Annotated in this window: 16 protein-coding genes; 12 read left to right on the forward strand and 4 right to left on the reverse strand. The window is 54.8% G+C overall.

Features of this window, described 5'->3' with window-relative positions; genetic code table 11:
- Nucleotide 1 precedes the first annotated feature (1 nt).
- The gene (locus R0137_RS10120) at nucleotides 2-487 is read right to left on the reverse strand and encodes a cupin domain-containing protein (RefSeq protein ID WP_407326299.1); all 486 of its coding nucleotides are present in this window, start codon (nucleotides 485-487) and stop codon (nucleotides 2-4) included.
- A 139-nt stretch (nucleotides 488-626) separates the two neighbouring features.
- On the opposite strand from R0137_RS10120, the gene R0137_RS10125 reads away from it, so the two are divergent.
- The 3 genes from R0137_RS10125 to R0137_RS10135 are packed head-to-tail and all read left to right on the forward strand — an operon-like array spanning nucleotide 627 to nucleotide 3,099.
- Entirely contained in the window at nucleotides 627-1,325 is a 699-nt protein-coding gene (locus tag R0137_RS10125) for a creatininase family protein (RefSeq protein ID WP_407326300.1), read from the forward strand.
- A complete protein-coding gene (locus R0137_RS10130) occupies nucleotides 1,319-2,353 on the forward strand; it encodes a ketopantoate reductase family protein (protein WP_407326302.1) in 1,035 nt (344 codons plus the stop codon). Before R0137_RS10125 ends, R0137_RS10130 begins: the two co-directional genes overlap by 7 nt.
- Nucleotides 2,344-3,099, forward strand: coding sequence for an SDR family NAD(P)-dependent oxidoreductase (locus R0137_RS10135; RefSeq protein WP_407326303.1), 756 nt, complete (start codon nucleotides 2,344-2,346; stop codon nucleotides 3,097-3,099). The genes R0137_RS10130 and R0137_RS10135 overlap by 10 nt, the downstream gene beginning before the upstream one ends.
- 79 nt (nucleotides 3,100-3,178) lie before the next feature.
- Here the strand turns inward: R0137_RS10135 and R0137_RS10140 are convergent, their stop codons facing one another.
- Nucleotides 3,179-8,608 carry an AMP-binding protein gene (locus tag R0137_RS10140; RefSeq protein ID WP_407326304.1) on the reverse strand — a complete coding sequence of 1,810 codons (5,430 nt, stop codon included), beginning with the start codon at nucleotides 8,606-8,608 and terminating at the stop codon, nucleotides 3,179-3,181.
- Between the two features lie 274 nt (nucleotides 8,609-8,882).
- On the opposite strand from R0137_RS10140, the gene R0137_RS10145 reads away from it, so the two are divergent.
- Both R0137_RS10145 and R0137_RS10150 read left to right on the forward strand, forming a co-directional pair.
- Complete coding sequence (locus R0137_RS10145) at nucleotides 8,883-10,028, forward strand: acyl-CoA dehydrogenase family protein (RefSeq protein ID WP_407326305.1); 1,146 nt, start codon at nucleotides 8,883-8,885, stop codon at nucleotides 10,026-10,028.
- A gap of 240 nt (nucleotides 10,029-10,268) precedes the next feature.
- Nucleotides 10,269-11,843 (forward strand): arylsulfatase, encoded by a 1,575-nt coding sequence (locus R0137_RS10150; protein ID WP_407326306.1) that lies wholly within the window; start codon nucleotides 10,269-10,271, stop codon nucleotides 11,841-11,843.
- Nucleotides 11,844-11,940: 97 nt separating this feature from the next.
- On the opposite strand, the gene R0137_RS10155 is transcribed toward R0137_RS10150, so the two are convergent.
- Nucleotides 11,941-12,585 carry a hypothetical protein gene (locus R0137_RS10155; RefSeq protein WP_407326308.1) on the reverse strand — a complete coding sequence of 215 codons (645 nt, stop codon included), beginning with the start codon at nucleotides 12,583-12,585 and terminating at the stop codon, nucleotides 11,941-11,943.
- Nucleotides 12,586-12,735: 150 nt separating this feature from the next.
- Between R0137_RS10155 and R0137_RS10160 the strand changes: the two genes are divergently transcribed.
- The 3 genes from R0137_RS10160 (at nucleotide 12,736) to lipA (ending at nucleotide 15,882) form a co-directional block, all read left to right on the forward strand.
- Nucleotides 12,736-14,169 carry a MipA/OmpV family protein gene (locus R0137_RS10160; RefSeq protein ID WP_407326310.1) on the forward strand — a complete coding sequence of 478 codons (1,434 nt, stop codon included), beginning with the start codon at nucleotides 12,736-12,738 and terminating at the stop codon, nucleotides 14,167-14,169.
- A 111-nt stretch (nucleotides 14,170-14,280) separates the two neighbouring features.
- Nucleotides 14,281-14,778: a hypothetical protein gene (locus R0137_RS10165; protein ID WP_407326312.1), complete on the forward strand. Its 498-nt coding sequence runs from the start codon at nucleotides 14,281-14,283 to the stop codon at nucleotides 14,776-14,778.
- A 117-nt stretch (nucleotides 14,779-14,895) separates the two neighbouring features.
- The gene (lipA, locus tag R0137_RS10170) at nucleotides 14,896-15,882 is read left to right on the forward strand and encodes a lipoyl synthase (protein WP_407326313.1); all 987 of its coding nucleotides are present in this window, start codon (nucleotides 14,896-14,898) and stop codon (nucleotides 15,880-15,882) included.
- A 105-nt stretch (nucleotides 15,883-15,987) separates the two neighbouring features.
- Here the strand turns inward: lipA and R0137_RS10175 are convergent, their stop codons facing one another.
- Nucleotides 15,988-16,707, reverse strand: a complete 720-nt coding sequence (locus R0137_RS10175; protein ID WP_407326314.1) for a DUF3313 family protein — start codon at nucleotides 16,705-16,707, stop codon at nucleotides 15,988-15,990.
- A 224-nt stretch (nucleotides 16,708-16,931) separates the two neighbouring features.
- On the opposite strand from R0137_RS10175, the gene R0137_RS10180 reads away from it, so the two are divergent.
- The 4 genes from R0137_RS10180 to R0137_RS10195 are packed head-to-tail and all read left to right on the forward strand — an operon-like array spanning nucleotide 16,932 to nucleotide 19,824.
- Complete coding sequence (locus R0137_RS10180; RefSeq protein WP_407326316.1) at nucleotides 16,932-17,813, forward strand: NAD(+) kinase; 882 nt, start codon at nucleotides 16,932-16,934, stop codon at nucleotides 17,811-17,813.
- The gene (locus tag R0137_RS10185) at nucleotides 17,814-18,665 is read left to right on the forward strand and encodes a rhomboid family intramembrane serine protease (protein ID WP_407326317.1); all 852 of its coding nucleotides are present in this window, start codon (nucleotides 17,814-17,816) and stop codon (nucleotides 18,663-18,665) included. It begins immediately after the preceding gene.
- Nucleotides 18,666-18,703: 38 nt separating this feature from the next.
- A complete protein-coding gene (locus tag R0137_RS10190; RefSeq protein ID WP_407326318.1) occupies nucleotides 18,704-18,982 on the forward strand; it encodes a YeaC family protein in 279 nt (92 codons plus the stop codon).
- Nucleotides 18,979-19,824, forward strand: coding sequence for a DUF2797 domain-containing protein (locus R0137_RS10195; RefSeq protein ID WP_407326319.1), 846 nt, complete (start codon nucleotides 18,979-18,981; stop codon nucleotides 19,822-19,824). Before R0137_RS10190 ends, R0137_RS10195 begins: the two co-directional genes overlap by 4 nt.

Raw genomic sequence — 19,824 nt, forward strand, 5'->3', positions numbered from 1 at the left:
CCTATTCGTGTACACGGACCCACATCGCTTCTCCGCTATTGGATTGTTCAGAGTCGACAGGTCCGTTGCCAATAATCTGTACGACGGTATCGGTATCCCCACGGGCTCCATCCCAGTGGGCTGCGCCAGCCGGGTGGAACATGTAGCCGCCCGCTGTTATCTCTTTTGCAGTTGCTGGGTCAAAAGCGTCTCCAATGCCTGCATACCAGCTTCCCTCTATCACGGTGACGTGCCGGTCTTGAGAATGGAAGTGTGGGGTATCCATGACGCCAGCCGGAAATCTCACCCGAAGGACATAAACGCCGGATTCCGCTGGGTTACCGTGCACGACCGCAAACTCAGCACCCAGCCCGTCGGGAACCGGCATCCAGTTTAGGTCGCTACTGTGTGTGACCTGAAACGTGGGTGAGCTAGTCTCAGCTGCTCCGGTCGACAAACTCAGACAAAGGAGAAGGCTAACAATACTTGTGGTGAGCGGGGCTTTCATGGAGTCTTTACCAAACCAAGGGGGACTGAATATTAACAGCCGGATGACCATAATGGCGCTGCAGGGCTGCTCTTCAGCGCCTTGAGTCGGTCCCTGTCATTTTGATGCGAGCAAAGCAGGTCATGCGTAGGAGTCATCGTTGAAGATTAGTGAAAGTAATTGGTTTGAAATAGAAGAGTATCTAGAGCGCGACGATCGCTGTGTGCTACCGCTGGGGAGCACAGAGCAGCATGCTTTCCTTAGTCTATCTGTGGATTCGATCTTGTCAGAAAGAATGGCCAGAGACGCCGCAGAACCCTTGAATATACCGGTATTCCCCGCTGTTCCCTACGGCGTGACTCCCTATTTTATGGGCTTCCCCGGCACGGTCTCTTTGAGGACCAGCACCTACGAGGCGGTGCTTTGTGACGTGCTCGATAGTCTTTACACCCACGGCTTTCGACGAGTGCTCATCGTTAATGGACATGGCGGTAACAGCCCGGTGCAATCGGTCTGTGCTCAGTGGACACTGGATAACGCCGGAGCCGCTTGCCGTTTTCATGATTGGTGGCGTGCGCCCAAGACCTGGGCTGCGGTAAAGGCTGTTGATCCCGTCGCTTCTCACGCGTCGTGGATGGAAAATTTCCCCTGGACGCGACTCCCCGATCGAGAGATGCCCCAAGAGCAGAAGCCCTTCGTGGACTTTGAGCGCCTTCGCCAGAGCACGCCCCAGGAAGTACGCGCTCTCATTGGCGACGGAAATTATGGCGGTGAGTATCAGAAGTCCGACGTCATCATGAATGAGTTATGGAATGTCGCTGTTGCCGAAACTCGCGAGTTATTGGAGGGCGAATGGTAGTGAGTGTCGTTGATGACGACCCGATCCTCATTTGGGGCGCTGGCGCCATTGGTGGCATTCTCGGAGCCTACTTCGCTCGAGCGGGCCAGGCGGTGCATATGGTCGATGTCGTTGAAGACCATGTCGAGGCGATGCGCGATGAGGGTTTACAGATTCAAGGTCCCGTAGAAGAGTTTCGACAACGGCTCGCATCGGACACGCCCGCAAGCCTCCGAGGGCAGTTCCGGCGCGTTATTCTAGCGGTTAAAGCTCATCACACTGAGGAGGCACTTGAAGCGCTTGTTGATCATCTGAGCGATGACGGCTTTGTTGTATCCGCGCAAAACGGTCTCAATGAACGTCGTATCGCCGAACGGATCGGCAGTGAGCGAACGCTGGGTTGTTTCGTAAACTTTGGTGCCGATTGGTTGTCCCCCGGCCGCATTTTGTACGGTAATCGCGCTGCGGTGGCCCTAGGCGAGCTGGATGGCGCCTGTACGCAGCGTCTGTGCGATATGCACGCGCTTTTTCAAACGGTTGAACCCAATGCGGTCACCACCGATAACATTTGGGGGTATCTGTGGGGCAAGCTTGGTTACGGCGCTTTGTTGTTTGCCACAGCACTCACTCCTGAGTCCATGGCGGACGCTATGGATTCCCAAGTGCACCGTGGCGTCTACGCGAAGCTTGGAACTGAGGTTATGCAGTTGGCGGCAGTCGAGGGAATCGAGCCTTTGGGCTTTAATGGCTTTGATCCCAAGGCGTTTGCGACAGGTGATCAGGCGGGTATCGCTCAATCCTTGAAAGCCATGGTCGAGCACAATAGACAGACCGCAAAAACGCACTCGGGTATCTACCGAGATCTGGCGGTGCGAAAGCGTAAGACGGAAGTGGATGCGCAGATGGGAATAATGCTGGAGATAGCGCGACGGCATGGGCGCGCTACACCAGCGCTTGCAGCTCTTTGTGATCTTATTCACGACATTGAAAACAATCAGAGAGAGCAGTCTATGGGAGTGTTAGACGTGATGTTGCAACGATGCGCCTAGATATCGAGGGCAAACTGTTTGTGGTGACTGGTGCTGCTCAAGGAATCGGGTCTGCTATTGCCAAAAGCCTTGTGGAGGAGGGTGCCTCCGTCGCCGCAGTGGATTTGAACGCAGGGGGTTTGAAGCCGCTGGCGTCGATTCCAGGGGTGCGTACCTATGTCGCAGACCTCGCCTCGGCGGAGGAGGCCTACAGTCTTTGCAATACGGTGATTGACGAGCTTGGGCCTGCCCACGGTCTGGTGACTGCTGCTGGCGGCGTACGGGGTCAGGTAGGTAAAGCGCTTGAGACGGTGAGTGAAGATGAGTGGAGGGTGATATTTGCCGCCAATGTCGATGCAGCTATGTGGTGCGCCCAAGCGCTTTCTCCGGGGATGAAGGCCACAGGCAGTGGCTCAATAGTAACGATCTCATCTGGTGCGGGGCTGCGCCCCAGTCTGACTGGTATCCAGTCTTATGCGGCAGCGAAGCACGCGCTCGTCGGCCTAACAAAGCAACTCGCCCTCGAATTGGGGCCGGCGGGCATTACTGTTAATTCGGTGGCTCCGGGGTTCGTGTTGTCGAACCCTGCTACAGAAAAGCAGTGGAAGGCTTTTGGCTCCGATCGGCAAGAGCAGGTGCTTAACGGCATTCACATGCGCAGGCTCGGCAACGCCAGCGATATTGCGGATGCGGTGTTGTTCCTCTGCTCCGCACGTGCGCGGTGGATATCCGGCCAAATTCTATCCGTCGATGGTGGGCACGCCTGAACTGAGTGTTAACTCATAGCCTCTCATGGGTTTTGGTTCTGGATAGGGTGAGTATGTTGATGAGCAAGTTGGTAAATAGTTATCGCAGCGCTCCTGCAGAGCCGGTGTCAATGTGAGCAAGCGTTTCGCCTCGTTGTTCAGCTTCGCGGATGGCCCAGGCACGATACAGTTCGTCACGCGTCTTGAGCCCAGAACGGGGCAGTCCATGAGTGGCCACATAGTTGGCACCTGCATGACGGTTCTCCCACATTGCCTGATGGGCCGCTGCGATATCGGTTAGCTCGACGGTGATCGGGGGCATAACGTCGATCATCCCGACCGCGATACGCTCCTGCATCTCCGCAAATTCGCGCGCAGTGTTGAGGTGGGTGCCTCGAATTTCTGCACTGGGCATGAGTATGCGACGTTGGCGCATCCACACCTGCGGCGCATAGAAACTAAGCCGCTGCCCCCTGAGGTCTTCGGCATAGACAACCTTTCCGATATTAGGTTTGACGAGGGATGTCGCTAATCCCAAGCCATCACGGCCTGCGCGCTCGAATACAACATCCGGCAATCCCCGTTTGTCCAGGGTGTTACGTAAAAACGGCGCTATGGCCGATCCGATGGGCTTCAACGTGACGTCGGAGAATCTTCTGACGGCCTCTTTAAAAGCCTCGGACTCCTTAAAGGGGTCGGGTAAGGCCGGAAAAGGACCGGGCGCTACAAAATTGTCGCCAAGTTTGCGTGCGATAGCGTCAATACTCACCACGCCTTTAAGGCGTGTACCAAAACCAAGAGACGTCACGAATTCCCGCTGGGCAGCGTTGTCTGCAAGTACTGCGACCTGAGCGCCAAGACCGCAGCCGACCTCGATGGCCTCAATGGCGACGGCGTCGACCACACCGTCTTCTGCTCCGGGCCCGTAAATAACTAGCAGTGTTCCCCCACTGCGCAGACCAGCGCGAGCGAACATAGCAGCGGGACTTGAGCTACCGCTCTTGCCCATGAAGGAAAACCGATAGCCTGAAGAAGCCCCGTAGAAGGCTAGAACACCGCCTTCGCCCAAGAGTTGAAAGGAGCGGGGGAAAGCTTGCTCACCAGCATGGGAGACTACGTAATCAATGCTGCCGCCCGCTTGCGACTCGGCCTCTGTCACGAAAGCTTCGCCTGCACGCTCCCAGTCGCTCCACCGCACACGGTCTTCAGGGACGGGTGTGAAAATTTGATCCCAGCGTGGGTCCTTGCGATTGATGGGGACGCCGCCAAACTGTTGCACACGCTCAGCACGGTCTTCTGAGGAAACCATGCCAATCACTGACAGCCCCGTCTGCTTAGCCGTTCGCAAGCAGTCCAAGCCGGTTCCCGTCGACGCCCCTTCAACAAACAGTCGTCGTGTCGGTTGGATATCCAGCGTCGTGAACAGCGCTCGATGAATTGTTCCCAGAGTTAGGCCGTAGGAACCGGCTTCTTCGATAGTCATGCCGGACAGTTTTGGGTGCAGCTGAGGACCCTGTACGACCAGGAACTGTGAGTGGCTCCCATCATTTTGCTCATAGCCCTGAATACGGAAATGCGCCGCCATAGGATCCAGGCCCTGATCAGGAGAGAGCAGTTCACTTTGCCCGGAATAAATAGTAACCAGTTGTCCAACGGCGAGTCTTCCTTCGCGCACAAGCTCGGAGCCCAGCTGCGCGATCATCGCGACACCTCCTGATCCCGTAACCTGTACGTCGGCGTCCCGTGCACCAAAGGGTGATACGGGTATTCCAGTGATCGCCCAGATGTCATTGAAATTCATCTCGGATGCGAGCATGAAAACCAAGGCTTCATTGGGTCCCGGCGTTGGTGTGGGGAAAACGAGGAGTTTTTCAGCTTCCTTTGGATCTCCGTGATCGGGGGCGCCACTGTCGGGTCGTTTGGCGACGCCCATACCGTACTGATAGCGCGGTACGGGAGTAACTCCAGCGAAGAAGGGCGCATCGAGGGCTATGAGATCACCAGCCGCCTCTAGCGCAGTGCGCTGTTCCGTCGAGGCGTCAGGCTTCACAGCTGTGTATTTAACTGGGAGGGGCGTGCTGCGACGCTCCAGGAAAGCGTTGATTCCCACAGGCCCAGACGCTGGATCACATACTGCCTCAGCGAAGAGCTCCGCTTCGCGTTTAAGTCCAGCAGATTGGCCTTCCATGGCACCAAACCGAATGGCTTCAATGACGCGCTCGAGGCAGTGCGCCCGCTCACCGCACCGCAGTTGTGCAAAGATACTCGTTAGCCTTTCATCACTCAGAAGGGCCTCATCTAAAGGCAGGCGGTTCTCCCTGCTTTCAAGATAGTTGCGCTGGCGCTCCATGACGGCTGCGAGCGGGCCTTTGTTGGCGAAATATTGACGAAGCATGCCCATTGCAGCTTCGACAGCGCTGAGGGCCGGTTCATCGACGATGTGGTCCACAAGGCCACAGGAGAGAGCTTCCTGCGCGTCGATGTTGCGCCCCGATGCAATCAGGCCTATGGCATCGATAAGCCCTGCACGCCCATGTATCTGATGGAGTCGGCGAACAAGACGTTGGGTGCCGCCATAGCCGGGTAGTAGCTTAAGGTTGATCTCGGGTTGCCCAAAGAGTGCTTGGCTGTCGGCGACAATGACGCCGCAGGAGAGTGCGAGTTCACAGCCACCTCCCAACGCAGGTCCGTTGACCGCTGCGATAACGGGTTTACCCATATTCTCCAAGACGGAAAATGCGTTGTGTGCCGCATTGGCTGGCGTTTGCGCAGACTCAAGGTCGCCAGCTTCACCGATCTCCAGCAGCTCTTTGACATCTGCGCCTGCCACGAAGGCGTTACGCGCCCCGGTAACCACCAACGCTTCAATACGATCCTGTAAAGTGATGTGTTGAAGTACGGTATTGAGTTCGTCCAGAGAGCGCTCGTTGAGAGAGTTCACCGGTGGGGAATCTATGACCAGCAAAGCAATAAATCGATTGGGTACAAGCTCGTGAGTCTCTAGCCGAAGGAAGCGATAGCTCTGAACGATTTCTCGCGCTTGATTGAGACGCCCGAAGGACTTCCAGTTAGCGACTATTTGCTGAATCTCTGGAACAACCTCAGGATTGCGCAGTGTAGAGAGATCTCCCAAGGGCTCGTCCAGCAGCACAGCCCTAAGGGTACGGCGCATGTACTTACCCGAGCGAGTCTCGGGAAATGCCGGTATCACGAGAAAGTCAGAGGGAACCGCTGTTGCGCCTTTTTCGCTGCGAACAAGACTCTGAAGCCGGCTAAAGTCGTCATCGCCAAGGCGGGATCCCGGTGCGGCAATTAAGAAGGCTACGGGCGTCTCTCCCTTTTCATCGTGAGGTGCGCCGACCACAACAACGTTGCCGACAGGAGAGTCCGTACGGAGGGTTTTATCCCGAAGAACAGCGCCTTCGATCTCTTCAGTGCCAATGCGGTGGCCCGAGACATTGATGACGTCGTCGGAGCGACCGTGCAGGGTAAATGCACCGTCATCATGACTGCGCGCATAATCGCCCTGCGTGTACGCTAGCCCGTTTTCCCAGCGATTGAAGTAAACCTCGCTAAAGCGTGTGATATCGCCTTGCCAGTCGACGCTGCCCAATTTTTCGGCATCTCCCCAGATCGTCCTCGCGAGGTAGGGGTAAGGCTGGGTGATCACCAGCTCGCCTTTCTCTCCCGATTCAGCGGGACGCCAGGTGGTCGCTAACCCATCTGCAGTAAGCCCGGTGGCAATGCGAACCTCGGCCTGAATCCAAGGCAAAGGCCAGGTTTTAGCATCTGCTTGCAGGTCGTTGAATCCGCCCCCAGGGCAGGAAAACACCATGCCACCGTGTTCCGTGGCCCAGTAGGAGTTAATGTAGTGTGCGCATATTCGGTCCATACCAAATTGCTGTACTGCCGGTGACACTGGCTCGGCGCAAAATGTCGCAACCCTGACCCCGTTCATGTCGTAGGTAGCCATGTCTTCTAGGCTTGCAGGATCCGTCATTACCGCTTTCAAAAACGTAGAACCTGCTTTAAATAATGTCGCTTTGTGACGCTCGATAATTGATGAGAAGCGTCCAGCATGAGGGAACAAAGGAGAGCCTTCAGCAATGATGGTGGCTATACCCAGGCACAATGGGGCTGCGATAAGGTAAGCCTGGCCGGTAATCCATCCCGGATCGCCAACCACATAGATACGATCCTTGCCTTGTGCATTAAACACCGTGCGCATGGTGTGAGCGATGCCAGCCAGCCAGCCGCCGTGGGTGTGCACAACGCCTTTGGGTTTTCCCGTGGAGCCTGAGGTGTAGATGATAAACAGCGGCCAGTCGGCATCGACAGGGGTCGCTGGATGGAAGGTGCTCAAGGCACGCCAAAGATCACGGTCGGGTAGTTTTAGAAGCTCATCCACGTTTGTGGCGACAAAGCCTTGTTTAGCAGCAGCGCCAAGAAGAGCAATCGTCGCGTCACTTACTAAATCGTGGGACCAGCTATCTCGGCTCTGACGCACGATGTCCTGACCGGTGTAGCCTACTACCACTACTTTCTTAACGATGTGTTCAACGCTTGCCAGCTCCCTCGCTACGGTTGTTCTGAGCGCGGCAGAGCGCTCTGCCGCGACAGCTGGCTCGTCGGCAATCGCCGCACCGAGCTCCCTCATCAGGTCGCTACGCTCGATTGTGATCTCTCCTCTTAGGCCTTCCTTCACTCGGCCGAGGATTTTCTGAGCGGCGTCTCCTAGATCGAAATCTGCCATAGTCTCTTTGAGGCAGGCTAGGGCGGAAGGCAGCGGGATAAAATTATCGAGGGCCTGGTCGGTATAGGCTTCTTTGTAGGGAACGACTTCTGCGTTTCGGTAGCCTCCGTCTGCAGTGATAACCACGGTGGCACCCGCATCATAAATACGATCCGACAATGTCTTCGCCGAGAAGCCGCCGAAAACGGGGGTGTAGATTATCCCCAGTCGTTTGGCGGCTAGGGTGTAAAATATCTGCTCAAGTATGTTAGGTAAGTTAAGGGCAATTCGGTCCCCGCGCTTGAGGCCCAGAGACGCCAATACTTCTGCGCGTAGCGCTGTCTCGGTGAAGAGTCGTCGAAAGCTGACGGTGCTTTCCTGAACCGGCCCGCCTTTACCCTGGTTTTTTGATGGATCCCAGCGGTCGCCTTCAAAAACAATGGCTGTGGACTCTCCTCGACCTGAGAGTACGTGGCGATCCACTTCGTTGAAACAGGCGTTCGTTAGAGCACCACGGTACCAGCGGTAAAAAGGCGCCCGGCTATCGTCAAAGGCCTGATCCCAGGGTTCCCATTCAATGGGGCGAGCATTGGCCGTGCTTTGATCTTCAGATATTCCCAGGCCTGACCACTGCCCGTCTTCGTTGCGACTTAGCCAGTCTCTACCATCAAACCAATGGAGTTCCCGCGCCGCGATGTCGCCGTGATATCGGCCGGGATCAGCAATGGCTAGCTCGCGGTGTTCAACTTCGTCCGCAGCGGATGAGAGGCGTCCCCATTGATTCGACTCTAGGTGCACACTGTCCCCTTGCTTGGCAAAATTATTCCATTATTTGAGGCGGATTTACGTTCAAACACAGAGGCTCTACAAGGCCGGTGAAGCTTATAGAGCGCTGACTTTTCATTGTAGCACCGGAGTTTTTACGAAGATTTTGTTACTTAGGGTCAATGCGTGTGTGAGTTAGGGTCAGTGCATTGGAGTGCGGGCGACCATTACCATTCTCGGCCGATGAAAATCAATTTCCCGTTAGCTCTTGTAGGGCTTTCTGAATGTCGATCAGGAGTGCATATCCATGATTCCAAGAACCGTTTATGAAGAAGAACACGAGATGTTCCGCGATAGCGTCCGACGCTTTCTAGAGACCGAAGTCGTGCCTTTTCACGCGCAGTGGGAAAAAGACGGACAGGTTGACCGAGAGTTGTGGCGCAAAGCGGGCGAGCAGGGCTATCTGGTGCCGCAAGCGCCCGAGATTTACGGGGGCGCAGAAGCGGATTTTCGTTACAACGCAATTATTGACGAGGAAGTTTCCCGCTCGGGCTGCTCGGGTTTGGGTTGGGGGGTGCACAGCGATATCGTTGTTCCTTACCTCATGCGCTATGGCAGTGCTGAGCAAAAAGATAAGTACATCGCGCCCTGTGTCCGGGGCGATATCGTAACGGCCATTGCCATGACTGAGCCCGGCACGGGCTCTGATCTGCAGGGGATACGCACGAGCGCGGTCACCGACGGTGATGAGTACGTGATAAATGGCTCAAAAACCTTTATCACCAATGGTCAGCATGCCGATCTCGTGGTTGTGGTTTGCAAAACTGATCCTGACGCGGGGGCGGCGGGAACAAGCCTGATTTTGGTTGAAGCCAATAGAGCCGGTTTTGAAAAGGGCCGGAACCTCGACAAAGTGGGAATGAAAGCTCAGGACACGTCAGAGCTATTTTTTAGTGATGTTCGTGTGCCCCGAGAAAACCTGCTGGGTGAGGAAGGCAAAGGCTTTGTTTACCTAATGCAGGAGTTGCCCCAAGAACGTCTGTCTATCGGCATTATGGCGATGGCCGCTTCCCGTGTGTGTTTGGACCAGACCATTGAGTACGTAAAAGAGCGCAAGGCTTTTGGCAAACCGCTGGCCGCGCTGCAGAACACGCAGTTCAAGTTAGCAGAGTTGGATACAGAGTTGACCAGCGCTCAGGTGTTTATGGATCGGTGCCTTGAGCTTTTGGTGGCCGGGGAATTAGACACCGTAACGGCGTCAAAGGCTAAGTTGCTAGGTTCTGAGCTCCAGTGCCGCATCGTTGATGAGTGTGTCCAGCTGCACGGTGGCTACGGCTACATGTGGGAGTATCCCGTCGCGCGGGCGTTTGCGGATTCTCGCGTACAAAGGATCTACGGCGGTACCAGCGAAGTTATGAAGCTGATTATTGGCCGCTCGTTGATCGCTGATTAAGGTGAGTCTTTGCTGCGCCTTTGGCGACGCCGCAATAGGCTGTAAAGCATTGGCTCCAGTCAAGTTTCTTTGGCCCTGACATTGCGGTTGAGTGTTGGGCCGATATACTCAAGAGAGTGGCCGGCTAAGCGCGTACTTATTGAATACTAGGATTTAGTGTCAGGCTTAGTAACGGACTTAAGGAGCCTCCTTGCCTTTGGTGCGGTGGCCCAGTTTTTCAAGCCAAATGAGATCATCACTATGTTTAATCTGAAGAGTTTAGCCATCACCTCCCTGGCTGGGGCGGCGTGGGTTTTCAGCATGGGGTCCGTCGCTGCGGATAAGCCCAATATCCTCGTACTTTGGGGTGATGACGTGGGTGTTTGGAATGCCAGCGCCTACAACCGCGGTGGCATGGGGTATCAAACGCCCAATATCGACTCCATTGCCAATGAGGGAGCACTATTTACTGACATGTATGCACAGCAGTCCTGCACCGCAGGTCGCGCGTCGTTCATTCTCGGCCAGCAGCCCTTTAGAACTGGGCTGTTGACCATTGGTATGCCAGGTAGCGATCAGGGGATTCCAGATTGGGCGCCGACGATTGCAGATCTTCTGAAGGATCAAGGCTACAAGACCGGGCAATTCGGGAAGAACCACCTGGGTGACCAGGATAAGCACCTCCCTACTAATCATGGTTTTGATGAGTTTTTTGGTAACTTGTATCACCTGAACGCCGAGGAAGAGCCCGAGACTTACTACTATCCGAAAGATCCGGCATTCCATGAGAAGTTTGGTCCTCGTGGCGTCCTGCATTCCTATGCAGATGGCAAGATCGAGGACACCGGTCCACTTACGCGCAAGCGAATGGAGACTGTGGATCAGGAGTTCGGCGGCGCGGCCAAAAAGTTCATGGCCGCCGCGGTCAACGAAGACAAACCGTTTTTTGTGTGGATGAACTTCACCCGCATGCACGTGTGGACACACCTGCAGGAGAAGTACCGCGGTAAAACTGGTATTAGCCTCTATGCAGATGGTATGGCTGAGCTGGATGACATGGTCGGTAGTTTCCTTGAGGAGCTTGAGACCCTTGGTGTGGACGACAACACTATTGTGATCTTCTCCACCGACAATGGCGCTGAGAAGTTCACCTGGCCTGATGGCGGTGCGTCACCTTATCGCGGTGAAAAAGGCACCACCTGGGAGGGCGGCATGCGCGTACCTCAAATGGTTAAATGGCCTGGCACTATTAAGCCCGGAACAATCTACAACGACATCATGAGTCAGGAAGACTGGATGCCAACGCTGCTTGCAGCGGCAGGGGTACCTGATGTTAAAGAGCAACTCGCGTCAAAAGGTGGAATGCGCGCTAATGGCAAGAAGTTCCGGGTGCATCTGGATGGCTATAACTTTAAGCCTTACTTTGAAGGCGCTGAGGAGAAAGGTCCACGGCGAGAGATCATGTACTTCGCTGCCAGCGGAATGCTCAATGCGATTCGCGTTGACGACTGGAAGGTTGCCTTCGCTATCGAGCGTGGACCGATTAACGAGGCTTATCGCGAGACACCGGCGTGGCCTGTGATCACGAATCTTCGTGCTGATCCCTTTGAGAGCGCTTATTCAGAATCCGCCATGTATGTCCGTTGGTATGCTGACAATATGTGGCTTATGGTGCCAGCACAGGGCTTTGTACAAGAGTTTTTTGCCACCATCGCGGATTTCCCTTTCCAGGCAGGTGGTTCTCTCAGCGCAAGCAATATTGGCTACGGTACGCTTGAGCGGCAGAAGGCTATGGGTAGCCTCCAGCGCTTGATGGATCTCGCTATCCAGAACTAAGCAAGAGCGAGTCGTAGTTTGGAGCCTGGGTGATACCCGGGCTTTTTTGTGTCTACGGCTTTTGTGTCTACGACAACTATCAGATCAATGCAGGTTATCAGTCTAGCAGTCCCTGATCTTTGAGATCGCCAATGAGAGAAGCGATCACATCATGACGAAGCTTGTCCGTTGATCCCGCCTTTATCGTGTCTGATACGGCCTGCCACATATGCTCCTGAGTGTCCGTGACATACAGATCGGCGATGACTTCGTGGGTCGTGTTAGATGTCCAAACCGGCTGCTGATAAGCGACTTCGTAGGCATGGCCGTAATATCCGGGGAACCCGCCGTAGTAGCCTGCACCATACATCGGCGTAACGCCGTAGTAGATAGTGCCGGGGTGGTAAATCTCTTCGGTGTTGGCACCGATGTAGCGTGTAACCAGCACGGTATCAAGCTCGTTATTGCTCGCAGCCGCCACGACCTCTTCAGCAGTCACTTCCCCTTTGGGCAACAAACTGTGGGCGGCGATGGCATTGACTCCGTGACCAGCAAGGGCTTTGACAAACATGTTCTCAAAGGTAATCCGGTTCTCACGATTCTGGGCGACGGCTATAACCAAAACCCCGTCCAGGTCGAGTTTACGGAGCAGCGGATCGACGTAGGAGTGCTTGATCGTTGAGTTCGTAGAGCAAGCTGAGGTGAGCGTTGCTAGGGCGCACACAGCGAGAAAACGAAGTACAGGCAGAAAATTCGGTCGCACAGGGAAACACCTCTGGAATTGTTCGCCAAGGATACCGCTAAAACGCGCGCTTTCCCTCTATAATTGTCGAGATGATTTAGGGCGCGGGTATTTGTTAAGAAGTGAAGGTCCATGGCCCGTTGTATTTACCTATATAAAAGCGAACAGTTGATGAGCTCCATCCAAACGGCAGTGTGCCGAGTCGGCATATTGCTGGTCCTTTGCGCGCCGCTAAGCGTGAAAGCCCTTGGTGACTTACGTTCGCTCGATCCTGAGGATCGAAGCGGTGAGTGGTCCTTTGGTTTTGCCTATATTCTCGAGGATGTGATCTACGCGGGAGAAGAGCGAGAGAGTACAGATTTGGTGCCGCTGTTTACCTATAGCGGTAAACACTTGTTTCTCGACAGCACGGATTTTGGATGGCACGCGGTTGATAACTCACAGTGGCAGCTGGATGTATTTGGCAGTTACTTTACTCAGGGTTACAACGATCACACGTTTTATCGTGAAACCGGCGCTGTACGACCACCGGATGATGCGCTCAAAGGAATGGAGCGTAAGAACACCGTAGAAGCTGGCTTGGAACTCACTAGAAAGACAGATTTCGGCCGATTTTCTGTGCAGCTTCGACAAGATGCCCACGGTGTCCATGACGGCGGTGAGTTGCGGGCGCGTTGGGCGAAAGTGATCCGTGGCAATCAGTGGCAGCTTGAGCCTTGGGTCGAGTACAACGTTTTGTCCGAAGACAAAGCCGACTACTACTTCGGGGTGCAATCGGACGAAGCGACGGTGACGCGCCCGGCCTATGAGGTAGAGCAAGGCAGCGTGTGGGCGGCGGGCCTTGCGGGCCGTTATTCTTTGTGGAGGCATCATCAGTTAAACCTGAATCTCGCCTATCGGGCCTATAGCGACGAAATTTCGAGCAGCCCCATCGTTGCCGAAGACAGCGGTGTCAGCGTTCAGTTTGGGTACCGGTACGAGTTTGGTGGGGAAAAACGACCGAAAGACTCGGGCGAATACAATTTTGTGACCAATAATGCTCGGCCCACGTCTTTGCGCGTCGCCTATGGGTGTACTACGGAAACCAAATTCGTTGAGATTCTGCAAGGTGATATCAATTGCGCCGACTTGGATACGGATCTGGCTAGCGTCTTTCTCGGTCGGCAATTGTCTGATCGAATGCTGACACTGCCCATCGAAGGATGGCTGCAGCTTGGCTTGGGGCGACGCTTCGAGAATGATCTACAGGATGACTTCTGGGAGGGAGTCTTTGCCTTTAAGGCGATGTTTCGGCAGTTCCCCTGGTCAGATAGTGTAGGGACGCGGGTAGGCTTTTCGAATGGTGTGTCCTACACGGGTCGCATCCCCGCGTTGGAGCAGGATAAAGCCGCACGGAAAAACCGGCGCGAGAGCCATTTACTGCACTATCTGGAATTCAGCCTCGATGTATCTGTGGGGGATCTGTTCAGAGTGGAGGGTATGCGCGACCTCTTTGCGGGTTTTTATGTACACCACCGTTCCGGGATCTTTGGTAGCTCCAACTACTACAAAAATGTTGATGGTGGCTCAAACGCCAACATGCTTTATCTTGAGTGGGAATTTTGATTAAAAAAGGATTATTAAACAATGGTTTATAGGGCTTTATTAACGTTAATTATCTTTTCGTGTTTCTCCATCACACAGGCCCACGCTCAGCGTGCAGGGCAATCGATATCAGTGCAGTACGGCGTCGTTACTGCAGGTAAGCAGGTTGATCTTAACTCGGGTGCTGTTCCTCAAGGGGCGGTAGTGGGCGGTGCTCTCGGCCTGGCTTCTGCGCGGGGTAAAAAGTCTAGTAAGAAGACACGGAACACCATCATCGGAGCGGTAGCAGGCAGCGCTATCGCTGGATCAGCCCAGGGCGATACTCGCGGCATGATCTACAGCGTGGCTCTTACGGGATCTGCCGGAGAGATGCAGGTAGTAACGGATCAGCGGGAGATACGTATCGGTGACTGTGTTGCCGTTGAGAAGGCTGGTGAGACCGCTAATCTGCGGCGAGTGAGCGATGGGTTTTGCGATGAAGCCAATGCAAAGGCTGTTGAAGAGCTGTCCGAAGAAAGCATCGAAGAAGCTAGTGAGTGTGAGATGGCAAAGGACGCGGTGGTCAATGCTGTCACCATAGAGGCAGCAGAGCTGGCTGCAGTGAAGATGCGCCTGCTGTGTGATGACTAAGGCTTCTAGATGACTAGGGCTGCTAAATGAGTGCGCTTTTAGGTGGGCCGTTGCGGTATGTAGGGGCCCTAAGAGCTATAATTTGACCACCTTTGAGTAGGAGTGGAAAGTAGAGCCATGAGCGGTAGCTCCAGGATTCCTGTCGTTGACGTTTCTAGCGGCGAAAAATACGTCAACGATCGCGGCATGTCCGTGATTAAGGATGGCATTAAAGCCAGTGCAGTGGGTTCTAGTCGCTTGCCGAAACCTAAGTGGCTTCGGGCGAAGATTCACGGTGGAGAGACCTATGAGCAGGTCAAAAGCATTGTGCATGAGCATCGTCTGGCCACGGTCTGTGAAGAAGCCAAGTGCCCCAACATGAGCGAATGCTGGAGTGCCGGTACCGCCACAATCATGCTGATGGGAGATGTGTGTACCCGTGCTTGTCGATTTTGTGCGGTAAACACGGGGAATCCCAAGGGTTGGCTTGATGCCGAGGAGCCTGAGAACACTGCGCGCTCGGTTCAACTTATGGGTCTTAAGTACGTGGTGTTAACCTCGGTGAATCGCGATGATCTTCCTGATGGCGGGGCAGGGCATTACGCGGCTTGTGTCAGTCGGGTAAAAGAGGTCAACGCGGACACAGCCGTCGAAGCGCTCACCCCTGATTTTTTAGGCAGCCTTAAGGACGTTGAGACGGTAGTGGACAGTGGCATTGAGGTCTTTGCTCAAAACGTAGAGACAGTGCGAAGGCTGACTCACCCTGTACGAGATCCACGCGCGGGATACGATCAAACATTGGAAGTTCTAGCCCACGCGAAAGCATACCGTCCCGGTGTTCTCACTAAAACTTCTCTGATGTTGGGCCTTGGGGAAACAGAGGGAGAAATTCGGGAGGCGCTTGAGGATCTTCGCGCTGCGAAAGTCGATATTGTCACCTTCGGGCAGTATCTCCAGCCCACGCCCCACCACTATCCCATCGAGCGTTATGTTACCCCTGATGAATTCGAGACCTACCGTGAGTGGGGCCTGGCTATGGGGTTTCTTGAAGTTGTTTCTGGCGTTCTGGTGCGCTCCAGCTACCGCGCTGAGCAGGTGCTAGAGAAGAATAACGTGGGTCTGTGAATACGAACCTTTAGCTGAGTGCCGAGCTTAAGACGAAAAAAAGAGGCGGAGTTTGTTACTCCGCCTCTTTCGTTGAGGCCTTAACAACGCGCCGCTGCGGAATGCTTACTCGCTGTTGCCACGAGCCTGCATAGCCAACAGTCCGTCATGAATCTGCTTGGCCCAGCTGTTGAAGTTGCGTCGTACCTCCGCCATGTTGGTCACGCTATTGTTAATACCCCACATGGTTGAGTTCGTACTGGTTCGTCTGTCCTTAATGATCGCAAGGGGCTCGCCGCTATCACCATCGGCTAACATGATCGCCAGAGACATGCTGCCACCGCCTTCAGTAATAACCGTTGACCGCGCAGTGGTCCGGGACATTTGATCATCCTTAGGCGCAGAGGGCGCAATTTGGGTGATCATGGCCTCGAGCTTTATTACATCATCGCCACCCTGCTCGGCGATCTCGAAGGCACCACCGTCGGTTAAGGCTTTGGCCATGGATTCCTGAAAGCTGCTTTGCAACTTTGCTTTATCGCTGTCCGTAAGTTCCCACTCCCGGTTGTATCTATTCACCATGCTGCCGCTGGTATCTGGCTGGATGATTTCTACGTTATCTACGTCTAGCGGTACGATGAACACTTTTGTGTATCGAGCATAGTCGGCATTCGGATCGATGTACGCCAGGTCCGCGCGGGAGTTATCAACCTTTGCCAGGCCTCCCATGATGACTTCGGCGTCTTCGCCCGTTTGGATGCTAGGCTGCTCCGCACAGCCTACGAGTAGTGCTAGAGGCAGTGCGACTGCGGTGAGCGTTCTGGGGAGATATTTAAAAGGGGTCATAGGAATTGTCCTTTCTTTCGATGCTTACGCTGAGCTGATGTTACTCGAGTGAGTAGTTTGCCATTGCTGCGCCTCAGCGCAAGCGTCTTTCATCGGTCGTCGTTTACCGTAGCTAGCCCCTGTGTTCAGTTGGTGTGCTTAGTTAGCAATTAGGCGTGGTGATTGAACGATGTCCACTGCAGGCCTGGCTGGGTATACTGGTTTTTTTTCAATGAGTGCGTTGCATGCCCGGAGTATTTTCCCGAGTCGGAGTCGTAGGTCGGAGCCGTCAGGATGGCATTGAAGCGGTACTGGAAGAACTCATGTCTGCCCTACGCGAGGCGGGCGCTGAGCTTTTGTTAGAGGATCGTTTTGGCGATCTTACCGCAGAGGGTTGTGATACCCATTCTCGCGACGCTATTGGTGCTGCAGCCGACCTGATCATCGTGCTGGGCGGGGATGGCTCCATGCTCAGCGCAGCGCGTGAAATGCTTCAGTACGGTAAACCTATGCTGGGTATCAATCGTGGGCGCCTGGGTTTTCTGACTGATATCAGTCCCGACCGTGTTTCCGAACAAATCGCGGCAGTCATGAGTGGTGAATTTAGTAGCGAAGAGCGTTTCCTTCTCGACGTCAGTGTGGTTCGTGGTGGCGAAACCGTTGCCGAGGGTGATGCCCTAAACGATGTAGTCGTGAACTCGGGAACCTCGGCGCAAATGATCGAGATCGAGCTCTATATCGATGATGAGTTTGTGAATCGTCAGAGGGCAGATGGATTGATTGTGTCCACGCCCACAGGGTCGACCGCTTACTCATTATCCGGCGGTGGGCCCATCATGCATCCGGCACTGGATGCACTGCTAGTGCTGCCGATGTTTCCTCATGCGCTATCGAGTCGCCCGATTGTGATTCGCGGCGACAGCGAGATACGTATCGATGTGTTGGCGCGTAACCGCATTCATCCTCCCGTCACCTGCGATGGACAAGTAAACATGACAGCCCGTCCAGGAGACTCTGTTGTGCTGCGCCGCAACCCGGCAGTGCTAACGCTGCTCCATCCTCCCGGTCACAGTTTTTATGCCAGCTGTCGCGACAAGCTGCGCTGGAGCGGTGCGCTGGTCGACTAGATGTCTGAGCTTCTCTATCGTGGTTCCCTGACTGAAGACCTTCGTCCCCTCAGCGCCTTGCTTTGGCAGCAGAAAATTGTTCATCGCATTGTGGAAGAAGATGGCACTCAGGTAGTGCTCCTTGCCGAGGTGGCGGATAGAGATCGCGCAGGCGACCTACTTCAACGATGGCAGAGCGGTGAGCTTCAGGTGACTTTGCGGCCGGCTCCTGCAGTGAGTCGCCCAAAGGGAACTAAGCTCCCGGCACTTCTTCGCAGCGCACCGGTAACTCTTGCGCTTATCGCGATGAGCGTTCTTGGCTTCTTGTTGGTGTATTTAAACGCGCCCGTTAGCTGGGTGGCTGCGTTCACCTACGAGCCCTTTACGCTGCAGGGTGGGCGTCCGATATTTAGCCAGGCAAGCGGTCAATTCTGGCGTTTGGTGACCCCAGCCTTTTTGCACTTTGGTTTGATGCATATCGTGTTCAATAGTCTGTGGTGCTGGGAACTCGGGCGGCGCATCGAATCTGCTTTGGGTAGCTTCAATCTCTTGGGTTTGTTTGTGGCGACGGCGGCGCTGTCCAATTTCGCCCAGCACACGGTGTCCGGTTCAGTGCTCTTTGGTGGGCTTTCAGGCGTGGTCTACGCATTTCTTGGTTTTTCCTGGGTGGCAGGTCGGGTAAACCCGCGCTGGCAACATCTGGCTCCCGCGACGCCGATAATGCTGTTCATGGTGGGCTGGTTAATCGTATGCCTGCTCGGACTTGTTGATGTGCTGGGGTTTTCCGTGGCTAATGCTGCTCATGTCGGTGGTCTGTTGAGCGGCTCGGCTATAGGGGTGGCCTTCGCTCTGCTTTACAGGAACCAGTACTGATATTGCGTATAATCCCGCCTCTTTCCACGGGAGGCCGCATGGACTATCAATCACTCATCGACACGCTCAGCCCGGACATTGTCGCGCGCTTGCGCCAGGGTATCGAAACAGGTCGCTGGCCCGATGGTCAGCCCGTGACGCCAGAGCAGCGAGAGCATAGCCTCCAGGCCGTGATCGCCTGGGAGCAGCAGCATCTTCCCCAAGACCAACGCGTAGGCTATATCGACAAAGGTAAAAAAGCGGGCGCATCGCGTTCCAGCGGCTCAGCGACTGAGCAGCTGCGCTGGGCAAGCCAAAATGAGGAATCCAAGGAATGAGTGTTCTTTTGGGAGAGGGTGGCATCCGGAAGATGACAAGCTCACTAAGCAACAGCGCCGTGGACTATGCGCTCCCCATGGGTGAGAGCAGCGTGCCCCTGAACGCCTTGCTCGGGCAGTCGATCTCCCTGAGCTTTCTCGGAGCCATCAACTGCGTTCACTGTGGGCGAAAGACCAAGAAGAGCTTCAATCAGGGTTACTGTTATCCGTGCTTCCAGCGGTTAGCCCAGTGCGACAGTTGTATTATGAGCCCTCAGAAGTGTCACTACGCCGGCGGTACCTGTCGAGAACCCGAATGGGGTGACGCGAACTGTATGGTGGACCACTTCGTCTATCTCGCGAATACATCGGGTCTGAAAGTAGGTATCACGCGTGGTACGCAGGTACCGACGCGTTGGATAGACCAGGGAGCGACTCAGGCACTGCCGGCGTTTCGGGTGGCCAGCCGACTTGATTCAGGTTTAGTTGAAGTAGCCTTTGCCGCACACGTTGCTGACAAAACCGCGTGGCAGAGAATGCTCAAAGGCGCGAATGATCCTATGGACCTGTCCGCCGAGCGCGCACGCTTGGCCGAGACCTGTGGGGATACCATTGAGGCGCTTCGCCGGGATCGGGGCATCGATGCCATTACCCCACTGGATACCGAAGACGTCACTACTATCGACTACCCAGTGCTGGAGTACCCGAGCAAAGTGAAGTCGATGACCTTCGACAAGATGCCTGAGGTCTCTGGAACACTCATGGGTATCAAGGCGCAATATCTGATCCTCGATACGGGTGTGATCAATATGCGACGGCATGCGGGCTATCAAGTCGCACTGTCACAGATGACGGAGAACTGA

Source organism: Congregibacter brevis, assembly GCF_045689245.1.
In the GTDB taxonomy this organism is placed as follows: domain Bacteria; phylum Pseudomonadota; class Gammaproteobacteria; order Pseudomonadales; family Halieaceae; genus Congregibacter; species Congregibacter brevis.